Raw genomic sequence first — 16,383 nt, 5'->3', positions numbered from 1 at the left:
CTCTGCTCCTATAATGCCGTTCGTTTTCACAGTCAGCTCCGGTTACAAATATGGCTTCGTCGCTTATCAAAAAAGTAACGGCTGTAGCAATCTCTTCACAGGTTATCTTATCCTACCGAAAAGTATGCTCTCCGTTTTCAAATATTATTTGTTAAATAAATTACGGGCATTTTCCGAAAAAAACTGTTCCAAATAGGGTGACAGTTCCTTATCCGCAGCAAACTGTTCACGCATCCGTTGCAGATTTCCAAACAACACACCGTCAGACATATAAGGATAATCCGAACCATAAAGTATATGCTCTGGCGGAGCGACCGTCAGCATCATCTTCACGATTTCAGGACTCGCTCCCCCGGCAAGATCATAGTACAAATGGGATAGATTGCCATCCCAGTCAATTGAACCCATAAATCCCTTTGCCTGCATAGCCGGGTGTATAGCCTTCATGCGTGGAATCGCCATAGGCAGGAACGAGCCGCAATGGGGAACGACCACCTTGAGATTCGGATAGCGCACCAACACGTTGCGGGAAATCATATTGACGACGGCACGTGTCGTTTCGGCCGGATATTCATAGACTGCAAGCGGGGCGGTAGAAATAATGGTATCATTAACCGGATTAGGCTTGTGCGGATGAATGATGACGACGGCATTCCGCTTGTGCAATACCTCCATCAACGGGTCGAGGGCTTCATCCCCGATATACTGTCCCCGACTGTTCGTGGCCAGCTTGATGCCGTCTGCACCGAGCGTATCGAGAGCATAAACAGCCTCATCTATGGCAGCGTTCACGTCAGGCAATGGCAGTGCAGCGCAAAATTTGAACTTGCCCGGATATTTCTTTTTCAGAGCGGCGCAATACTCGTTATATTCCCGGATTATGCGACGGCACTCCCCAGTATCACCGAAGTAGGGTTGCGGTGCGGGCATCGACAATACAGAACAACCGATTCCGGCTTTTTCCATAAAGGCAAGATGGGCATCCACATTCCATTCCGGCAACGGAAAAGTCTCTTCCAAAGCGGCATCATGTTTTTTCAACACTTCCATATAGCCAGACATAATGTTATGGCAATGCACATCCACAATCTGCTGTGCCGCCGCCCAATCCGCAAACCATACAGACAGGACAACTCCGATGATTATAACCAGCCTCATCATATCATCGGATTTTCCCATGAACCTCTCGTATCTACCCCCGTGCTTTCGGCCGCATCCTCCAACATCTTCACTTCGTCAACAGTCAGCACGACCTGCATGGCACGGACAGCATCCTGCACTTGTGAGGGTTTCGTCACACCAATAATCGGCGTCGTGCCCTTCGTTATCGCCCATGCCAGAGCCACCTGCGCCGGCGTAATATCGTACTTATCGCCCACGGTGCGCATCACGGCAACGAGTTTTTCTATTTGCGGCAGCAGCGGATTGTAGGTTTTCCCACGCTGGCTATCGGCTGGCAACGGGTGCGCGGTATCGTATTTTCCGCTCAACGCCCCCTGTTCCAGCACCATGTAAGCCCAAAAGTCGATGCCGTTCTCCCTGCAGTAATCCAGAATGCCTGCCTTTTCTGACGAGAGGTAGAGCAGGCTGTAATGGTTCTGAACGGCAGAGAGATGTATCCCTTCTTGCGAGAGAATTTCCTCCACACGTTTGATCTGCGCGAGGTTATGGTTGGAAACACCGACTCTTTTTACCTTACCGCTTTTTACCAGTGGAATAAGATAAGGCGTCCATCTTTCCACGTCGGCCGGATTATGTATCCAATAAATATCGACGTAACCGGTGGCGAAACGTTCGAGGCTCCCTGCCAGCATATCGGCTACCGGATCTTCCGACTCGCCTGCAATCTGCGGAGTGAACTTGGTCGAGATAAATATATCCTCCCGCTTTCTATTCTTTGTAAATGTCGAGAGCAACGTTTCTGAAGTACCCATACCATACACCACGGCAGAATCCCACAAATTCACCCCGTTTGCCATCGCCTCGTCGAATACGGGTCTCAGCTCGTCTACTCCGAGATTATTGCCGAATACCTGGTCGCCTCCGGCAAATCCTGCGCCCCATGACCATGTCCCTAATGCAATTTTAGACTGATTTTTCATTTCGTATTCTTTTATTATATTTTTTAAACCGCATAAGACTGTTTTCTATTATTGTCCCCACAATGACTGCCGATGTGAAATAAAAGGCTCATACAGGTTCAACATATTTCATATTTCTTTCTTTTAATATTAACTTGTTTTCAATATGTGGCAAAGATACCGCGCATTTTCAAAAAATGACTGTATGCCATATTACGGAGAAAGCGACAGATCTAACAAATTCTTAATTACATTTGTATCAAACAGTTACATTACCAACACAACAGATTGCACTATAATTGTTTCACATGGAAGTATCCACATTATTTCACGGCCTTGGCATACTCTTCATCCGTTACCGGCTCAAGCCATTCACTGGATGCATTCTCACCGGGAACCTCAATAGCCAAGTGGGAGAACCAGCTGTCGGAGGCAGCCCCGTGCCAGTGCTTCACGTTGGCGGGAATATGGATGATTGTGCCAGGAAGAATTTCCACAGCAGGCTTTCCTTCTTCCTGATACCAGCCGCGTCCGGCCACACCGATAAGCATCTGCCCGCCGCCTTTCGTCGCTTTGTGAATATGCCAGTTATTGCGGCAACGGGGTTCAAAAGTTACATTGGAGATATTCACCTGTTCGCGTGAAACGGGTGCAAGATAACTGTTGCCTGTGAAATACTTGGCATATGCCGTATTCGGCTCGCCTAAAGGGAAAATCATCTCGCGTTGGAAAGCGGCTTTGGCATCTTCGCCAGCCGCATCTTCCGCCCATACGTCTTTGGCCAGATTAAATGCCGCCCATGCTTTCGGCCAACCGGCATAAAAACCGATGTGGGTGATGATTTCTGCAATCTCGGTACGGGTAACTCCATTCTTCTTTGCCGACTGAAGATGGAAAACGAGCGAATTGTCGGTAATGCCCTGACTAATGAGGGAGGTGATGGTTACCAAACTGCGATCACGCAGACCGAGCTTGTCAGTCCGGCTCCATACTTCACCGAAAAGGACATCATCGTTAAGTTCCGCAAATTTGGGAGCAAACTCTCCTAACTGAGTGCGTCCCGCCGTCTGTACTATCTTTTCCTGCGCCATAGCATTTGTTATGAAAAAACTAATTGAAAGAAATAAAATAATCTTATTCATTATTGTATTATTTAATAATATTAGTAATACTGTTTGAAGGATTCAGTGGCGTCTGGTCGGATAAAACCAATGCCTTAACCATGTGCAACGTTTCCTGCTTGTATTTCTGAAAATGAGCCGATGCGATGTGCGACTTATATGCCTTTTGGCTGGCGTAAGTTTCAAGAATCGTAATTCTGCAAGCATTGTCCTTTTCAGCAACAGCGTACATGGTCAACACGCCCGGTTCCGTGCGCAGGGAGATTTCCCCCACTTCGATGGCGTACTTCACATATTCCTCCAAATATTCAGCATGCACTTCTATTTTTGAGAGACGGACGATACCATCAGGCTGCATCGGTAACTTGACGCACATGCCCGTATTTTTGCCATTCTCCATTTCCACTTTATCGTGATTTATGGTTTGGGCTTCTGAAAGGTTCATCAGACAGGCAAGGGAAAAAGCCATTCCCGCGATGGTTCGTTTCATAAGATCATTATTTATTGATGGAAATCGTCTCATTGACCCACTTGACAAGCGCGGCCCTCGTCGTCCGGATTCCTTCCCCGGCAAAAGCGCCTCCCTTGAGAACGGTGGACTTGGGACACAGCTTCCGAACCTCGTCCGCACAGCGCGCCATGCCGCCGCCCCCATGCGTCACAAATGGAATCACCGTCTTGCCGGAAAGGTCGTAACTTGCCAGGAAAGACGCGACCGGAGGCGCAATGGTACTCCACCAGTTGGGGCTGCCGATGAAAATCACATCATACTTGCCCATATCCTCCACTTTGGCGGCCAGTTCCGGCCGAACCCCTTCCTGAATCTCCTTCCTGGCCTGCACGGTGCATTCCCGGTATTCGGAGGGATAGGGCTTGACCGGCTTGATTTCAAACAGCGTTCCTCCCGTCGCCCTCTGAATTTGCGCAGCGGCGTACTTCGTATTGCCTCCCCATGAATAATAGGCAATGAGGACCCTGGAAGGTTCCGCGGAAACCTTGGGTTGTTCCTGTCCCAAACATCCGGCTCCTGTCATCAGGGCCGCGGCCAGCGTGCATATCATTGATATTGTTTTCATGTATTTTTATCCGGTTAAAAGGAGAGGCAAAAGGCGTCCGGAAAAAACGGTTTCATCCGGCATTTCCCTTGCCTGACCTTGTTCCTTATTTCTGTCTAAACATTAGAGTAACTATAAGTCAATATTTTTTCAACAATTCCGGCAATCCTGCCCGCATCACTTCCTAAATTGCTTTATCAATATATGATGTTATTCTTTCCGAAGCCGAATCAGAACAATTTCCGATGGAACGCCGATGCGGATGGGAAAGCCGTTCCAAATCCCCGCCCCATTGGAAACGTACAGCTTCATATTACCCACCGTGTACAGCCCGGAGACGAATCCCTCGTTAAAACGCGCCACCAGCCGGTCCACGCCGGCAATCATGCCTCCGTGCGTATGGCCGGACACTTGAAGATCCACGCCGTGCGCAGCCGCTTCCCGGGCCAGCTGCGGCTGGTGGGAAACAAGGATGCGCACTCCCTTTTCCGGGGCATCCTTCAACGCCTTGCTTATATCCGGCTCCTCCTTCCCCATGATGCCGGCCACAGGATCCGTCACACCGGCCAATACCACGGCCTCCCCTCCCACCGGCGCGTGTTCATTAAGAAGCATACGAATGCCCAGATTGGGCAGGAACTCCATCCACTCCTCATAACCGGAGTAATACTCATGATTGCCCGGCACGCCGAACACCCCGTATCTGGCCTTCAAATCCGCAAGCGGCCTCAAATCGCCGCCATGCACGGGCACCGTCCCGTCCACGAAATCTCCGGCAATCACGACGATGTCCGGATTCAGGGCGTTCGTGCGCTCCACAATCTTCCGAATGCGCTCCTCCCTTGTAATGCCGTCCACATGCAGATCCGCCAGCACGGCGACCGTCAATCCGTCCGCCTCCTCCGGCAGGCGGTTCACGGCAACCGTTTCCTCCTTCACCTGGGGCACTCTGGTGCCTCCAATCATGCCCACAGTTGCCAGCACGGCGGAAAAAACCAGCAAAGCAACATTCACCCGGTTGCCAATGATGCGGAACCTTTCCGTCCTGTTCCTCCGCAAGCAGAACAAAACCAGCAGATACAGAGCCCGCACCACATCTGCCGCCAGCAGCAGGAAAAAGAACAGGAAAAGAACGGAGAACAGCCACGCGGCCGCCAGCAGAACGTTTTCCGGCAAAACCGGGGAGAAAAACATGGGGCCTCCAAACAAATGCAGCAAGTGGAATTTGAATGCCGCCACCGCCAGCAGGGCGGCAAGCAGAAGCTTCCAGCCCCATTTCAGCTTCAGCGGCAAAATAGCGCGGCAAAAAACGTAAACCGCCAGCAATGCTCCGAAAATCAGAATCATATGTCTCTTTCTTAAAAATAGCTTAACATCCTTCCGCCGCAAACAGTCCCGCGGCATTTTTCCGGAGCGGAAGGAAACGCGCCGGCAAAACTACTTGTCAATCTGGCTCTCCGTAAACGGATCCGCCCGGTGCCCCATCAGGGGAATTCTGGAACAGGCAAGGTCGAATTCCTTGAGTTCCGATTCGGACAGGCGGACGGAAGCCCCTCCCAGAAAATCATCCAGATGGGCTGGATTGGTTGTTCCGGGAACAGGCGCAATCCACGGTTTCCGGGAAAGCATCCAGGACAGGGCGAACTGGGCCGGAGTCATGCCCCTGCGTTCCGCCCATTCCCGGACAAGAACAGTCAGCGGCATGTTGAATCTGAGGGCTTCCGGAGTAAACCGGGGCAAAGTGGCGCGGCGGTCCCGCTTTTGAAAACGGCTGTCCTCCCGGACGGCTCCTGCCAGAAAGGCGCGCCCCAGCGGACAATACGGAACAAAACCGATGCCCAACTCTTCCAACGTGGGAAAAATCTTCGTCTCCGGTTCCCTCCACCAGATAGCGTATTCGCTCTGGACGGCGCTCACCGGACACTCGGCATAAGCCCTCCTGATGGAACGGGCGCCGGCTTCGGACAGGCCGAAATGCAGCACTTTTCCCTCCTGCATCAGTTCCTTCACCGTACCTGCCACCTCCTCCATCGGAACATCCGGGTCCACCCGGTGCTGGTAAAACAGGTCAATGTGGTCGGTACGCAAACGCCTGAGGGAACCTTCTACCGCACGCCGGATATGGTCGGGCCTGCTGTTCAGGGAAGAAGGACGGCCTTCCTCCACGCCAAAACCGAATTTGGTTCCTATCCTGACCTGGTTGCGGACAGGGGCGAGAGCCTCCCCCACCCATTCCTCACTGGTATAAGGCCCGTACACTTCCGCCGTATCAAAAAAAGTAACTCCTTTGTCAAAAGCCCGGCGTATCAGGGCAATCATCTCCTGTTTATCATACTTGCCGCCGTAATAACCCACCATCGGCAGGCATCCCAGCCCGATAGAGGAAACTTCCAGGCCTCCAAGGCGCCGGGATTCCCCAAGAAAACCCTTCTTCGGCACCCCGGAAGAAGACCCCGGACCGTCAGACAGCAAAGAAGAACCCACCCCGGCCCATCCCCGGGAAACCAGGGATAAGGCCAAACCGGATGTTATCTTCAAAAAATCCTTGCGTTTCATTACGTTCCGTCTTTCTTTCCCAAATTCAGATGCGGGGCCTCCTTATTTCAGATGCTCCAGAAAGAACTGTCCGATTCTGTCGAAAGGAATGACACCGGCTTGATTGTCATAAAGATCCACATGGCTTGCACCGGGAATAATCATCAGCTCCTTATTGTCCCCCTTCAACTTCCTGAAGGCGTCTTCGCTGAAATAGCGCGAATGGGCTTTTTCCCCGTGAATCATGAGCACGGCGCTGCGGATTTCACCGCTGTACGCCAGCAGGGGCATATTGATGAAGGAAAGCGCCGAAGTGACATTCCATCCGCCATTTGAATTGAGCGAACGCCTGTGATAGCCGCGGGGCGTCTTATAATAATCGTAATAATCCTTCACAAATCCGGGGGCATCCGCAGGCAGAGGATCAGGCACGCCCCCCGCGAGGGCATAAGAACCGCTCTTCGCATCAGCCGTCCGCTGGGCATTCAGTTGTTTGCGAAGCTCATAACGGGCGTCGGCATCCATCGCGTCGAAATAGCCGTTCGCGTTCACGCGGCTCATATCGTACATCGTGGAGGTTACCGTTGCCTTGATGCGGGTGTCGATAGCCGCCGCATTGACCGCCATGCCGCCCCAGCCGCAAATGCCAATGATTCCAATACGTTCCGAATCCACGTCATCTCGGGTGGAAAGGTAATCGACGGCGGCGCAGAAATCCTCCGTATTGATATCCGGAGACGCGACATAGCGGGGAAATCCTCCGCTTTCTCCCGTATACGAGGGATCAAACGCGATCGTCAGAAAACCTCGTTCGGCCATCGTCTGGGCATAAAGGCCCGCAGATTGTTCCTTTACAGCCCCGAAAGGGCCGGAAACGGCAATAGCCGGCAATTTCCCGTTAACATTCCGGGGCATATACAAATCCGCAGCCAGCATAATGCCATAACGGTTGCGGAAACTTACCTTGCGGTGGGTTACCTTGTCGCTTTTAGGAAACACTTTGTCCCATTCCTGCGTTAAATTCAGCTTCTCGTTCATCATCTTGTCCGTATGGGGGTTATTATCTTCTGCCAACAGGCTCCCCGCACAGCAAAAGCAGGCGGAAAAAGCCACGCAAAATATTTTAAATGAGTATCGTGTCATCTTTCTGGAACTTCATGCGAATTACTGCTTCCCGTAATTGATCAGGTACAGGACCGATTCCGGATCCCGGTGGCACAGGAAAAGGCTCTCTCCGCGGTCCAGCCTGGCAATAGCGCCCATATCCTCCTGGGAAAGGGCAAAATCAAAGACGTTGAAATTCTCCTCCATCCTTTCCCGGTGGGTCGTCTTCGGAATGGCGATAATTCCACGCTGAATCAGGAACCTCAGGGCTGTTTGCGCCGGGGTCTTGCCGTATTTCTCTCCAATGCCCTTCAACACGGGGTTGGAGAAAAACCCATTGCGACCTTCCGCAAAAGGCCCCCAGGATTCCATTCTGGTACCGTACTTTTCCATCACCTCCCGGACTTTTTCCTGCTGGTGGAACACATGCGTTTCCACCTGGTTGACGGCGGGTCTGATCTCGCAGAACTCCGCCAGGTCCACAAAACGGTCCGGATAAAAATTGCTCACGCCAATGGCGCGTACCTTTCCGGCCCGGTTCGCTTCTTCCATGGCCCGGTAAGTGCCGTAGTAATCGTTGAAAGGCTGGTGGATGAGCAGCAGATCCAGATAATCCGTGCGCAGCCTGCGCAGGGATTCGTCAATGGACGCCTTCGCCTTCTCATACCCGCCGTTGGAAATCCACACCTTCGTGGTAAGGAACAACTCTTCCCGCGGAACCCCGCTCTTCTCCGCTGCGCGGCCTACGGCTTCCTCATTGCCGTAAATCTGCGCGGTATCAATAGAACGGTAGCCGACCTCAATCGCATCCAGCACGCAGCGTTCGCACTCCTTAGCGTCCGGAATCTGAAAAACGCCAAATCCCAGGACAGGCATCGTAACGCCATTGTTCAACATCACTTTTTCCATCACAGTTTTTTCTATTGTTTTTGATACTAAAAAGGAAATGACCGACTAAACGGCCTGCTGCGGTTTCAGCTCTTTCAGTTCATACTTCCTGCTGCCAAGACCTATCTTCTCGGCATACTCTACCGTATGCCGTCCATGGCGGCTTTCAATACGCGCCACCAGGGGCCTGTTGTCATTCCCTTCGGACGGCCTGACGGCGTAAACGAGATCCAGGCAGGCCTGGTCAAGAGCAACCGGATCAAGGGAGGCCAGAATACCGATGTCCTTCATTTCCGGCGCATGGGGGTGGGAATCGCAATCACAGTCAATGGACAGATTATTCATCACATTGATGTACAAAATTCTGTCCCCGAAGTAATCCGCCACCGCCTGCGCGGAAGCCGCCATGGACTCAAGGAAATCATCCTGACTGGCCAGATTGTTCCACACGGAGGAAACATCCCGCGTCTTTCCGGCGGAATGGATGTACGCCTTCCCGGCTGCCGAGGCAACACCGATGGACTGGTTCTTGATCACACCGCCGAAGCCGCCCATGGCATGCCCTTTGAAATGGGCCAGATTGACCATGAAATCATAATTCTTTAAATGATCCCCCACGATATCGTATTCCAGGTGCTTCCTGTCCCTCACCGGGATAGTGAACTCCCCTTCCGCATCCATGATGTCCACCCGCGCAATATCGGAAAAACCGTGATCCTTCGCAGCCTGCAAATGGTCCTCCGTCCGGGAGCGTTTGCCTCCGTAAGCCGTATTGCATTCCACAATGGTGCCGTTCACCCGGCGCACCAGGTCTTTGATTAAGGCCGGACTCAGAAAATTGCGGCCTCCCGGTTCCCCGGTGCTGATCTTGACAGCTACCTTTCCCCCGGCCGGACGCCCCAGAGCCTCGTAAATCCTCACGAGAGCCTCCGGAGAAATTTCCTTCGTCATCCAGACCCTGGAAGCTCCACCCTTCTCCGCAACCGCGCCCAGGGCATACTCCGGCAAAGCCAGGCATGCCAGGGCTGCGGTGGAAGACTGGAGCCATGTTCTTCTCGTCATCTTATTTTCCATGGCAACTTGATTGTTGATGATTAATAACTGTTCTCCCTGTTAAGAGCCTGCAGGGCCCGACGGGCACGTCCGTGTTCCGGAAATGCGGCCGCACAGCGTGCGGATGATTCTTTCCAGCCCCTCAAGCAGCAGCTTCCTGGGACAGGCGACGTTCAGGCGAATGAAGCACCCCGCCGTTTCCCCGTACATTTCCCCGCCGTTGACGAGCACCCGACCCTCCTCTTCCAGCAGGCGGACAATCTCTGCGGAGGGAAGCCCCAGAGCGGAACAATCTATCCAGACCAGGTACGTTCCCTCCAGCGGCACCACACGGAGCTGCGGCAGACGTTCTGCCAGCATATCCCGGACAATCTCGTAATTCCCGTAAAGGTAGAGCTTCAGTTCCTCCAACCAGTCCTCCCCTCCGTTATAAGCCGCTTCCAGGGCATCTACGGCAAAAGAATTGACGTCACACACCTCATTGATGTTGATAGCCTTGTCAATCCTCTTCCGGACTTCTTCATCCGCCGCGACGATATTGGCTATCTGAATGCCCGCCAGATTAAACGCCTTGCTGGGGGAAATACAGGTGACGGAATGGTGCAGGGCGTCCTCGGAGAGGGAGGCGAACGGCGTATAGGGATGGCCCGGATACGTCAGTTCGCAATGAATCTCGTCAGCCACTATGAAAACGCCGTTTCTCCGGCAAATGGCGGCCATCTCCTCCAATTCTTCCCTCGTCCAGACGCGCCCGGCTGGATTATGGGGATTGCACAGGAGCATCAGCTTGACGGCGGGATCGGAGGCTTTCCGTTCCAGCTCCTCCGCATCCAGCGCATATCTGCCGTTCTCATATTTCAGAGGGCAGGTTTCCGCCACGCATCCGTTATTGCGGATGGAGGAAAAAAAGCAATTATATACAGGCGTCTGGACCAGCACCTTGTCCCCAGGGACCGTCAGGGCCCGTATGACGGCAGACAGCGCGGGAACCACCCCCGTGGTATAAATCATCCATTCCGGATTAATCTTCCAGCCGTGGCGGCGTTCAAACCAGTTTGTAACCGCCTCATAATAGGAATCCGGAACCCGTGTATAACCGAAAATGCCGTGCTCGGCCCTCTTCCGGATGGCGTCCGTCACCGCCGGAGCCGTACGGAAATCCATGTCTGCCACCCACATGGGCAGAATATCCTCCCGGGGCATGGAATCCCACTTGTAGGAATTCGTGCCGCGGCGCGGAACAACAGTATCAAAATCGTACTTCATGCGGCTTCTCCGGATTGGGCTTTTCCCGTTTCAATGGAGCAATTGGCAGGAGCCTTGCAATGCTCGTCCAGAATAATATCCCCGTACTCTTCCGCAACAATGCGGCCACTGCGCGGATTTTTGACGCTGTGCACACGCCCCTTGATTTCCGCATGCACGGAGGAATACTCAAAGCAGAGATCCGCATCCTCTCCGAGCGTGCAATTCTCCAGAACCAGGTTTTCCGCGTAGCACAACGCCTGCGTGCCGGAAATGCGGCAATTCACCAGACGAAGGTTCCTGGAATGCCAGCCCAGATATTCCCCGTCCACCACGGAATCGTACACCGTCACGTCCTCCGTATTCCAGAAAGCGTCCTTGGAATGGATTTCCGCATTCCGTATCACCACATTCCTGCAATATTGGAAAGAGTAATTTCCGTTCAGGCGGAAGCCGTCAACATCTATATTCTCCCCGTGCATGAACAGGTAATCCCCATGCTCCGCCTGCACGCCGCGAAGCTTCGCATTCCGGCAGTGCCAGCAGCATTCCAGAGCATCCGTCAGAACGACGTTCTCCAGAACCATCCCGTCCATATCACGGAACATCTTGGGCGCTTCCACGCGGGTATCCTTCATGTGCAGATTCCGGGAATACCAGATGGCGGCCCGGGCGCCTTCCCTGAACAGGCAATGTTCCACCAGCAGCCCGTCATTGTGCCAGAAAGGGTACTTCCCCCGGAACTCGCACCGCACAGCTTCAATGTCGGAACATTCCTTCAGGGCGGATTCCCCCGGATAAATAATGACGTCTTCCAGCCTAAGATGGCGGGAAGCGAACAGGGGACGTTCCCCTTCGTAGGAAGCATTTTTAATCATTCTCTTGGTCATGGCGATGATTTGATAAAAAGTCTGTTGTTTTTCATGGTGTGCCTTTTAAACGGCGATGGCCGGATTCCGGAAAAAGAAGGGAAAGGACGCCGGCCGCGTACCATGCCTTCTTCTTTCTTCATTCAGGCTATTCCTTATAGTAACTATAATGCAAAAGATTTTTAGCACTTTCTGCTTCATTATTTTTAATTCATTTATAATGAATACATATCAACTGTCATAAAATTATTTCTCAACATGCAAAATCGGAAAAAGCCTCTTCATTTTTCACTTTCTCCGCAAAAGGCGCATCTTTTACCCGGAATGAATCCAGAAGCGGAAGGCCGCCGTTCCTGGCGGCATCTTCCGCCGCCAGTCTCCCGACCAGCGCCATAACGCCCGGAATGATGGGCGCCCCGGACCCGGGTCGCATCATCCCCGCCTCGCATCCCGGCACGACAGACACCACAGGGGATTTCCATACAGGCCTGTGCCCGCCTGCGCCTCAGGAAACTCCTTCAACAGCCGGTCCCGGCGGCCACGCCAGAATGAAATCAAACCGCGCCAGATAAACGGGAAACGGCCACGTGGAGGAAAAGCATCCCTGCTCCATCTCATGCGGTTCCCTCCGGACAGAAATCCGGAACCGCAGCTTCATCCTCTTCGCAAACGGGCGCCATACTGCCCGCCTGCATGACCAACCGCTATTCCCGCACAGGAACGGCATTGGCGGACGGCATTTCCGGAACCCGGGTGATGCAGCCGGCAAATAATGCAGTCATCCAAGCTCCAGCCCTTCCCCGTCTCTTCCGTTCAAATTGCTCTGCGGATAAAAAAGCCCCTCTGGAAATCCGGCGCCCATTCCTGCCGGAACCTTTCATGCGTCCGCAGGCGTTTCAACCGGAAAAAACAAACCGGGAGGCATCAAACGCGGCCGTTCATTCCCGAAAGCAAGCTCCGCAGGAAAAAAGCGTTCCGCCCCCCCTTTGGACAAGGGCCGGCTTACGGTTTTATGGAACAGGAAGACTTGGAAGCCTGCAAAGCGGAATTATCCATCTCAACAGCCAGCCAGAACACGCCGACAGCCATCAGGCCGAAAACGCAGGCTCCGGCGACGGAAAGAATGTTCATTGCCAGCTTCCGCCGCTCCGCCTCTTCCCAGCATCGACGAACCAGCGCCCGCAGCGCGCCGCAGACGGAACCGGGGCAAATGCCCCACTTTTCTTCCCGGGAGGGCTGTCTTCTGGGATACAGGTCGGACCTCATCATCACGGGATGCGGAAACGGCTCCGGCTGCATTACGGAAAGGTCTAAAGGCATGTACTTCATAGCGCCTTTTTAACGATTTTCGTTAATACATCAACACATTTTAACGAATTCAATTTATTTCTTTCTATCGACAATTCACGAAAATCGTGTATAATCAAGCCATGACACCGACAAAAGGGGATGTGAAACACTGGTTGAAGGCCATTGGGAAAAACCGTGACTGGCTTGCCATGGAATGCGGTACGGAAAAAGGTACGGTGAATAACTGGCTCTCCCCCTCCGGCCCCTTCCCCGCCAGCGCCATGTTGAAAATCCAATCCCTGATGTCTCAATACAAAACGGTTCGACCGGAAGACGAACCTGTCCAGACCAATCGCCTCGTGCTGGAAATCACGGAAGAGCGCATGAGGAAATATGAACGGGCCGCCTCTGAAAAAGGCGTCCCCCTCCGCCAGTGGCTGACGGATTTGGCAGACGAAGCGGCGGAGGAACGCCAGCTGCGGCCAATGCACTCTCCCCTGGTTCCCCTGGTCAGACAATTTCCGTCCCATGCTGGACACGCCAGGCGTGAATACAGTACGCAAATAATCGGCAACATCGCCGCAGGCTCTCTTGCGGAAAGCGACACCGTCCCGTCTACCATTTACATGGAAAGGCCCCTGGGTAAAAACGAATACGTGGTCCGCGTAGAAGGGAAATCCATGGAACCCCTCATCCCGGACGGCTCCCTGGTAATTATGCGGCGCCATACCGCCCCGCCCATCCCCAAACCGGGAACCATCGTGGAATACAACGACGGACGCGGCGTTACGCTGAAAAAACTGATTCGCAGGAAAAACGCGGAAACAGGAAAAACGGAATACGTGCTGCAGCCCATCAACCCCGCATTCAAGGACATAACCCCCATGGACGGCGGCAGTATCTCCGGAATATATATGGAAACCCTTGTAAACTACCGCAAAGGCTGAGCATTCGCCCCTGCCAGGCCCTTTTCCCATTCCGGAAAAAACGCCTCAGCGCAGAAAAGCGGGCAGGAAACTCCTGTTTCCGGAAATCGGACGGGCAGCAAGCAACACCCTGTTCTTCCCGGCAGACTTACAAAAACGGTTCCATCCTGACGGGTTTCCCGGTTGCCTGCACCTTCCGAGCCATAAGTGATTCTTCCCTCCGGAAAACCGCCGTTCGTTCCGCTCATCGCCCTGCCGACGGATAAGACAGGCAACGCCTGTTGAAAGAATCTGCCGGGAAGAAGGGTATTTGCTTAGGCAGCTCAACAACTGCGCCTCCGGAGAACCTGCATCTACCGGAAAGGCGGAAAATGAGCAGCCGTTTTTTCACATTAAAACAAAAACAGCATCGAACAACAGCTTCTCTCATGTTGAAAACGCAGCATTCTCCCATTCCCCCAGGCAGTGAAAAACACCACTACCACATACTTGACGGTTTGCGCGGCGTAGCCGCCATTGTCGTCGTATGGTTCCACATCTTTGAAGCCTACGCCACCAGCCATGTGGACCAAATCATCAACCACGGCTACCTGGCCGTCGATTTTTTCTTCATGCTTTCCGGCTTTGTCATCGGCTACGCCTATGACAACCGCTGGAAAACGATGACGACCAGGGAATTCATCAAACGCCGCCTTATACGCCTGCAGCCCATGGTAGCGATAGGGGCGCTCATCGGCGCGCTTATCTTCTATTTCCAGGGCTGCCCCGTATGGGATGTATCGCAGGTAGCGGTCATCTCCCTGTTCGCCGCTACCTTCGTCAATATTCTGCTCATTCCGTCTCCCCCCGGCATGGAAATCCGGGGTCTGGGAGAAATGTACCCGCTCAACGGCCCGAGCTGGTCCCTGTTCTTTGAATACATCGGCAACCTTCTTTATGCCCTCTTCATCCGGAAACTCTCTACACGCTCCCTGGCAATACTGGTTGTCTCGGCCGGGTGCGGCCTTGCCTCCTTCAGCTTCTGGGGGCCTAACGGAGACATATGCTCCGGATTCTCCATGACCGGCACGGAATGGACGGGCGGCTCCCTGCGCCTGTTGTACTCCTTTTCAGCCGGTCTGCTCCTGTTCCGGCTGTTCAAGCCGCTCAACGTCAAAAATTCTTTCTGGTTATGCAGTCTGTCCCTTGCCATTCTGCTGGCCGTTCCCCGGCTGGGAGGACAAAATGCTTTCTGGATGAACAGCCTCTATGAAACAGCGTGCTTCACGGTATTTTTCCCGCTCATCCTCCTCTTTGGCGCTTCCGGCAAAATTACAAATCCCTATACGGATAAAATATGCCGTTTCCTGGGCAACATCTCCTACCCCCTGTACATGGTGCATTACCCGTTCATCTACTTGTACTATGCGTGGGTGAAAAACGAAAAGCTTTCCTTCCTGGACTCACTTCCCGGAGCCCTGGCCGTCGTCATTGGAAGCATTCTGCTGGCCTGGCTCTGCCTGAAACTCTATGATGAACCGGTCCGTAAATATTTGACAGCGCTTTTTTTAAAAAGAAAAGTCCTTCCAAGGGAAACTCCCGTCATTCAGGAAAGCGGACTTCCGCAATAATTCCTCTCCTTCCGGAGGAGATCAACAAAGGCGGGGCAGCGCATAAGGCCCCGCTGCAAACAAGATATCCGGCTCTTGTTTCACCTCTGCAGAAATAAACGACCGCCATATCCTCCTTCCGCACCTTCAAACGATTAAACGGAAATATCACTGTTCAGGCAAACTCATTATTCCCGCATCAAACCGGCCGGGATTTAAAAAAAATGGAGCGGATGATGGGATTCGAACCCACGACATCAACCTTGGCAAGGTTGCGCTCTACCCCTGAGCTACATCCGCTTGAAATGAGCCAGCGAACCGGAAACGGCCGCTGAGGGATTTATACGCCTATCACGGGAAAAAGCAACCTTTATTTTGGCTATTTTCTCAGCCGCATTCATCCCCGTTCTGCCGAACTGCATCAAAATGCGGCTTATCAATGAAATTCTCTCGTCAGACGCGAATACACATTCTATGCTGTGACGGCATGAAAGAGCTCCTCATCACCCTTATTACGCTGGCAGGCCTGTTTATCGGCGTGTATTACCATGATTCCCTGGTGGGCGGCGGACAGGAGGACCAGCAGCAGAAGACGGAAACTTCCGTCTCTGGGCAATAATCACCGGC

General features: G+C 53.0%; 16 protein-coding genes and 1 tRNA gene. 3 read left to right on the top strand and 14 right to left on the bottom strand.

Features of this window, described 5'->3' with window-relative positions:
- Positions 1 to 144: 144 nt before the first annotated feature.
- From AMUC_RS09645 to AMUC_RS12705, 13 genes are all read right to left on the bottom strand, one after another.
- Entirely contained in the window at positions 145 to 1,158 is a 1,014-nt protein-coding gene (locus tag AMUC_RS09645) for an amidohydrolase family protein (protein WP_012420840.1), read from the bottom strand.
- Positions 1,158 to 2,102, bottom strand: coding sequence for an aldo/keto reductase (locus tag AMUC_RS09640; RefSeq protein ID WP_012420839.1), 945 nt, complete (start codon positions 2,100 to 2,102; stop codon positions 1,158 to 1,160). The genes AMUC_RS09645 and AMUC_RS09640 overlap by 1 nt, the downstream gene beginning before the upstream one ends.
- 302 nt (positions 2,103 to 2,404) lie before the next feature.
- A complete protein-coding gene (locus AMUC_RS09635; protein ID WP_081429203.1) occupies positions 2,405 to 3,223 on the bottom strand; it encodes a carboxymuconolactone decarboxylase family protein in 819 nt (272 codons plus the stop codon).
- 7 nt (positions 3,224 to 3,230) lie between these two features.
- Positions 3,231 to 3,692, bottom strand: coding sequence for a putative quinol monooxygenase (locus tag AMUC_RS09630; RefSeq protein ID WP_012420837.1), 462 nt, complete (start codon positions 3,690 to 3,692; stop codon positions 3,231 to 3,233).
- 7 nt (positions 3,693 to 3,699) lie between these two features.
- Complete coding sequence (locus AMUC_RS09625; protein ID WP_031931275.1) at positions 3,700 to 4,278, bottom strand: flavodoxin; 579 nt, start codon at positions 4,276 to 4,278, stop codon at positions 3,700 to 3,702.
- Positions 4,279 to 4,467: 189 nt separating this feature from the next.
- Positions 4,468 to 5,604, bottom strand: a complete 1,137-nt coding sequence (locus AMUC_RS09620) for a metallophosphoesterase (protein WP_012420835.1) — start codon at positions 5,602 to 5,604, stop codon at positions 4,468 to 4,470.
- A gap of 90 nt (positions 5,605 to 5,694) precedes the next feature.
- The gene (locus AMUC_RS09615; protein ID WP_012420834.1) at positions 5,695 to 6,813 is read right to left on the bottom strand and encodes an aldo/keto reductase; all 1,119 of its coding nucleotides are present in this window, start codon (positions 6,811 to 6,813) and stop codon (positions 5,695 to 5,697) included.
- A 42-nt stretch (positions 6,814 to 6,855) separates the two neighbouring features.
- Positions 6,856 to 7,935: an alpha/beta hydrolase gene (locus AMUC_RS09610; RefSeq protein ID WP_012420833.1), complete on the bottom strand. Its 1,080-nt coding sequence runs from the start codon at positions 7,933 to 7,935 to the stop codon at positions 6,856 to 6,858.
- A gap of 21 nt (positions 7,936 to 7,956) precedes the next feature.
- Entirely contained in the window at positions 7,957 to 8,805 is an 849-nt protein-coding gene (locus tag AMUC_RS09605) for an aldo/keto reductase (protein ID WP_012420832.1), read from the bottom strand.
- Between the two features lie 45 nt (positions 8,806 to 8,850).
- The gene (locus tag AMUC_RS09600; protein WP_012420831.1) at positions 8,851 to 9,858 is read right to left on the bottom strand and encodes a DUF362 domain-containing protein; all 1,008 of its coding nucleotides are present in this window, start codon (positions 9,856 to 9,858) and stop codon (positions 8,851 to 8,853) included.
- A 39-nt stretch (positions 9,859 to 9,897) separates the two neighbouring features.
- Positions 9,898 to 11,103 carry a MalY/PatB family protein gene (locus tag AMUC_RS09595; protein WP_012420830.1) on the bottom strand — a complete coding sequence of 402 codons (1,206 nt, stop codon included), beginning with the start codon at positions 11,101 to 11,103 and terminating at the stop codon, positions 9,898 to 9,900.
- Positions 11,100 to 11,972 (bottom strand): DUF3737 family protein, encoded by an 873-nt coding sequence (locus tag AMUC_RS09590; protein ID WP_012420829.1) that lies wholly within the window; start codon positions 11,970 to 11,972, stop codon positions 11,100 to 11,102. The genes AMUC_RS09595 and AMUC_RS09590 overlap by 4 nt, the downstream gene beginning before the upstream one ends.
- Positions 11,973 to 12,953: 981 nt before the next feature.
- Positions 12,954 to 13,271 (bottom strand): hypothetical protein, encoded by a 318-nt coding sequence (locus AMUC_RS12705; protein ID WP_128155164.1) that lies wholly within the window; start codon positions 13,269 to 13,271, stop codon positions 12,954 to 12,956.
- Between the two features lie 110 nt (positions 13,272 to 13,381).
- Here AMUC_RS12705 and AMUC_RS09575 point away from each other — a divergent pair, with 110 nt between their 5' ends.
- Together AMUC_RS09575 and AMUC_RS09565 are read left to right on the top strand one after the other, a co-directional pair.
- Positions 13,382 to 14,188: a LexA family protein gene (locus tag AMUC_RS09575; RefSeq protein ID WP_012420826.1), complete on the top strand. Its 807-nt coding sequence runs from the start codon at positions 13,382 to 13,384 to the stop codon at positions 14,186 to 14,188.
- 407 nt (positions 14,189 to 14,595) lie between these two features.
- Positions 14,596 to 15,777: an acyltransferase family protein gene (locus tag AMUC_RS09565; RefSeq protein ID WP_012420825.1), complete on the top strand. Its 1,182-nt coding sequence runs from the start codon at positions 14,596 to 14,598 to the stop codon at positions 15,775 to 15,777.
- 204 nt (positions 15,778 to 15,981) lie between these two features.
- Here the strand turns inward: AMUC_RS09565 and AMUC_RS09560 are convergent.
- A tRNA-Gly gene (locus AMUC_RS09560) sits at positions 15,982 to 16,056 on the bottom strand.
- A 187-nt stretch (positions 16,057 to 16,243) separates the two neighbouring features.
- On the opposite strand from AMUC_RS09560, the gene AMUC_RS13050 reads away from it, so the two are divergent.
- A complete protein-coding gene (locus tag AMUC_RS13050) occupies positions 16,244 to 16,375 on the top strand; it encodes a hypothetical protein (RefSeq protein WP_012420824.1) in 132 nt (43 codons plus the stop codon).
- The last annotated feature ends 8 nt before the right edge of the window (positions 16,376 to 16,383 follow it).

Origin of the sequence: Akkermansia muciniphila ATCC BAA-835 (assembly GCF_000020225.1) — a bacterium.
Lineage (GTDB): Bacteria > Verrucomicrobiota > Verrucomicrobiia > Verrucomicrobiales > Akkermansiaceae > Akkermansia > Akkermansia muciniphila.
The sequence above is the reverse complement of the archived record's forward strand: the minus strand, read 5'-3'. Positions and strand labels throughout refer to the sequence as shown.

What these genes read in the sequence shown, in the direction of transcription:
- AMUC_RS09645 (WP_012420840.1), bottom strand. Translation starts at nt 1,158, where the DNA reads ATGAGGCTGGTTATAATCATCGGAGTTGTCCTGTCTGTATGGTTTGCG.
- AMUC_RS09640 (WP_012420839.1), bottom strand. Translation starts at nt 2,102, where the DNA reads ATGAAAAATCAGTCTAAAATTGCATTAGGGACATGGTCATGGGGCGCA.
- AMUC_RS09635 (WP_081429203.1), bottom strand. Translation starts at nt 3,223, where the DNA reads ATGAATAAGATTATTTTATTTCTTTCAATTAGTTTTTTCATAACAAAT.
- AMUC_RS09630 (WP_012420837.1), bottom strand. Translation starts at nt 3,692, where the DNA reads ATGAAACGAACCATCGCGGGAATGGCTTTTTCCCTTGCCTGTCTGATG.
- AMUC_RS09625 (WP_031931275.1), bottom strand. Translation starts at nt 4,278, where the DNA reads ATGAAAACAATATCAATGATATGCACGCTGGCCGCGGCCCTGATGACA.
- AMUC_RS09620 (WP_012420835.1), bottom strand. Translation starts at nt 5,604, where the DNA reads ATGATTCTGATTTTCGGAGCATTGCTGGCGGTTTACGTTTTTTGCCGC.
- AMUC_RS09615 (WP_012420834.1), bottom strand. Translation starts at nt 6,813, where the DNA reads ATGAAACGCAAGGATTTTTTGAAGATAACATCCGGTTTGGCCTTATCC.
- AMUC_RS09610 (WP_012420833.1), bottom strand. Translation starts at nt 7,935, where the DNA reads ATGACACGATACTCATTTAAAATATTTTGCGTGGCTTTTTCCGCCTGC.
- AMUC_RS09605 (WP_012420832.1), bottom strand. Translation starts at nt 8,805, where the DNA reads ATGGAAAAAGTGATGTTGAACAATGGCGTTACGATGCCTGTCCTGGGA.
- AMUC_RS09600 (WP_012420831.1), bottom strand. Translation starts at nt 9,858, where the DNA reads ATGGAAAATAAGATGACGAGAAGAACATGGCTCCAGTCTTCCACCGCA.
- AMUC_RS09595 (WP_012420830.1), bottom strand. Translation starts at nt 11,103, where the DNA reads ATGAAGTACGATTTTGATACTGTTGTTCCGCGCCGCGGCACGAATTCC.
- AMUC_RS09590 (WP_012420829.1), bottom strand. Translation starts at nt 11,972, where the DNA reads ATGACCAAGAGAATGATTAAAAATGCTTCCTACGAAGGGGAACGTCCC.
- AMUC_RS12705 (WP_128155164.1), bottom strand. Translation starts at nt 13,271, where the DNA reads ATGCCTTTAGACCTTTCCGTAATGCAGCCGGAGCCGTTTCCGCATCCC.
- AMUC_RS09575 (WP_012420826.1), top strand. Translation starts at nt 13,382, where the DNA reads ATGACACCGACAAAAGGGGATGTGAAACACTGGTTGAAGGCCATTGGG.
- AMUC_RS09565 (WP_012420825.1), top strand. Translation starts at nt 14,596, where the DNA reads ATGTTGAAAACGCAGCATTCTCCCATTCCCCCAGGCAGTGAAAAACAC.
- AMUC_RS13050 (WP_012420824.1), top strand. Translation starts at nt 16,244, where the DNA reads ATGAAAGAGCTCCTCATCACCCTTATTACGCTGGCAGGCCTGTTTATC.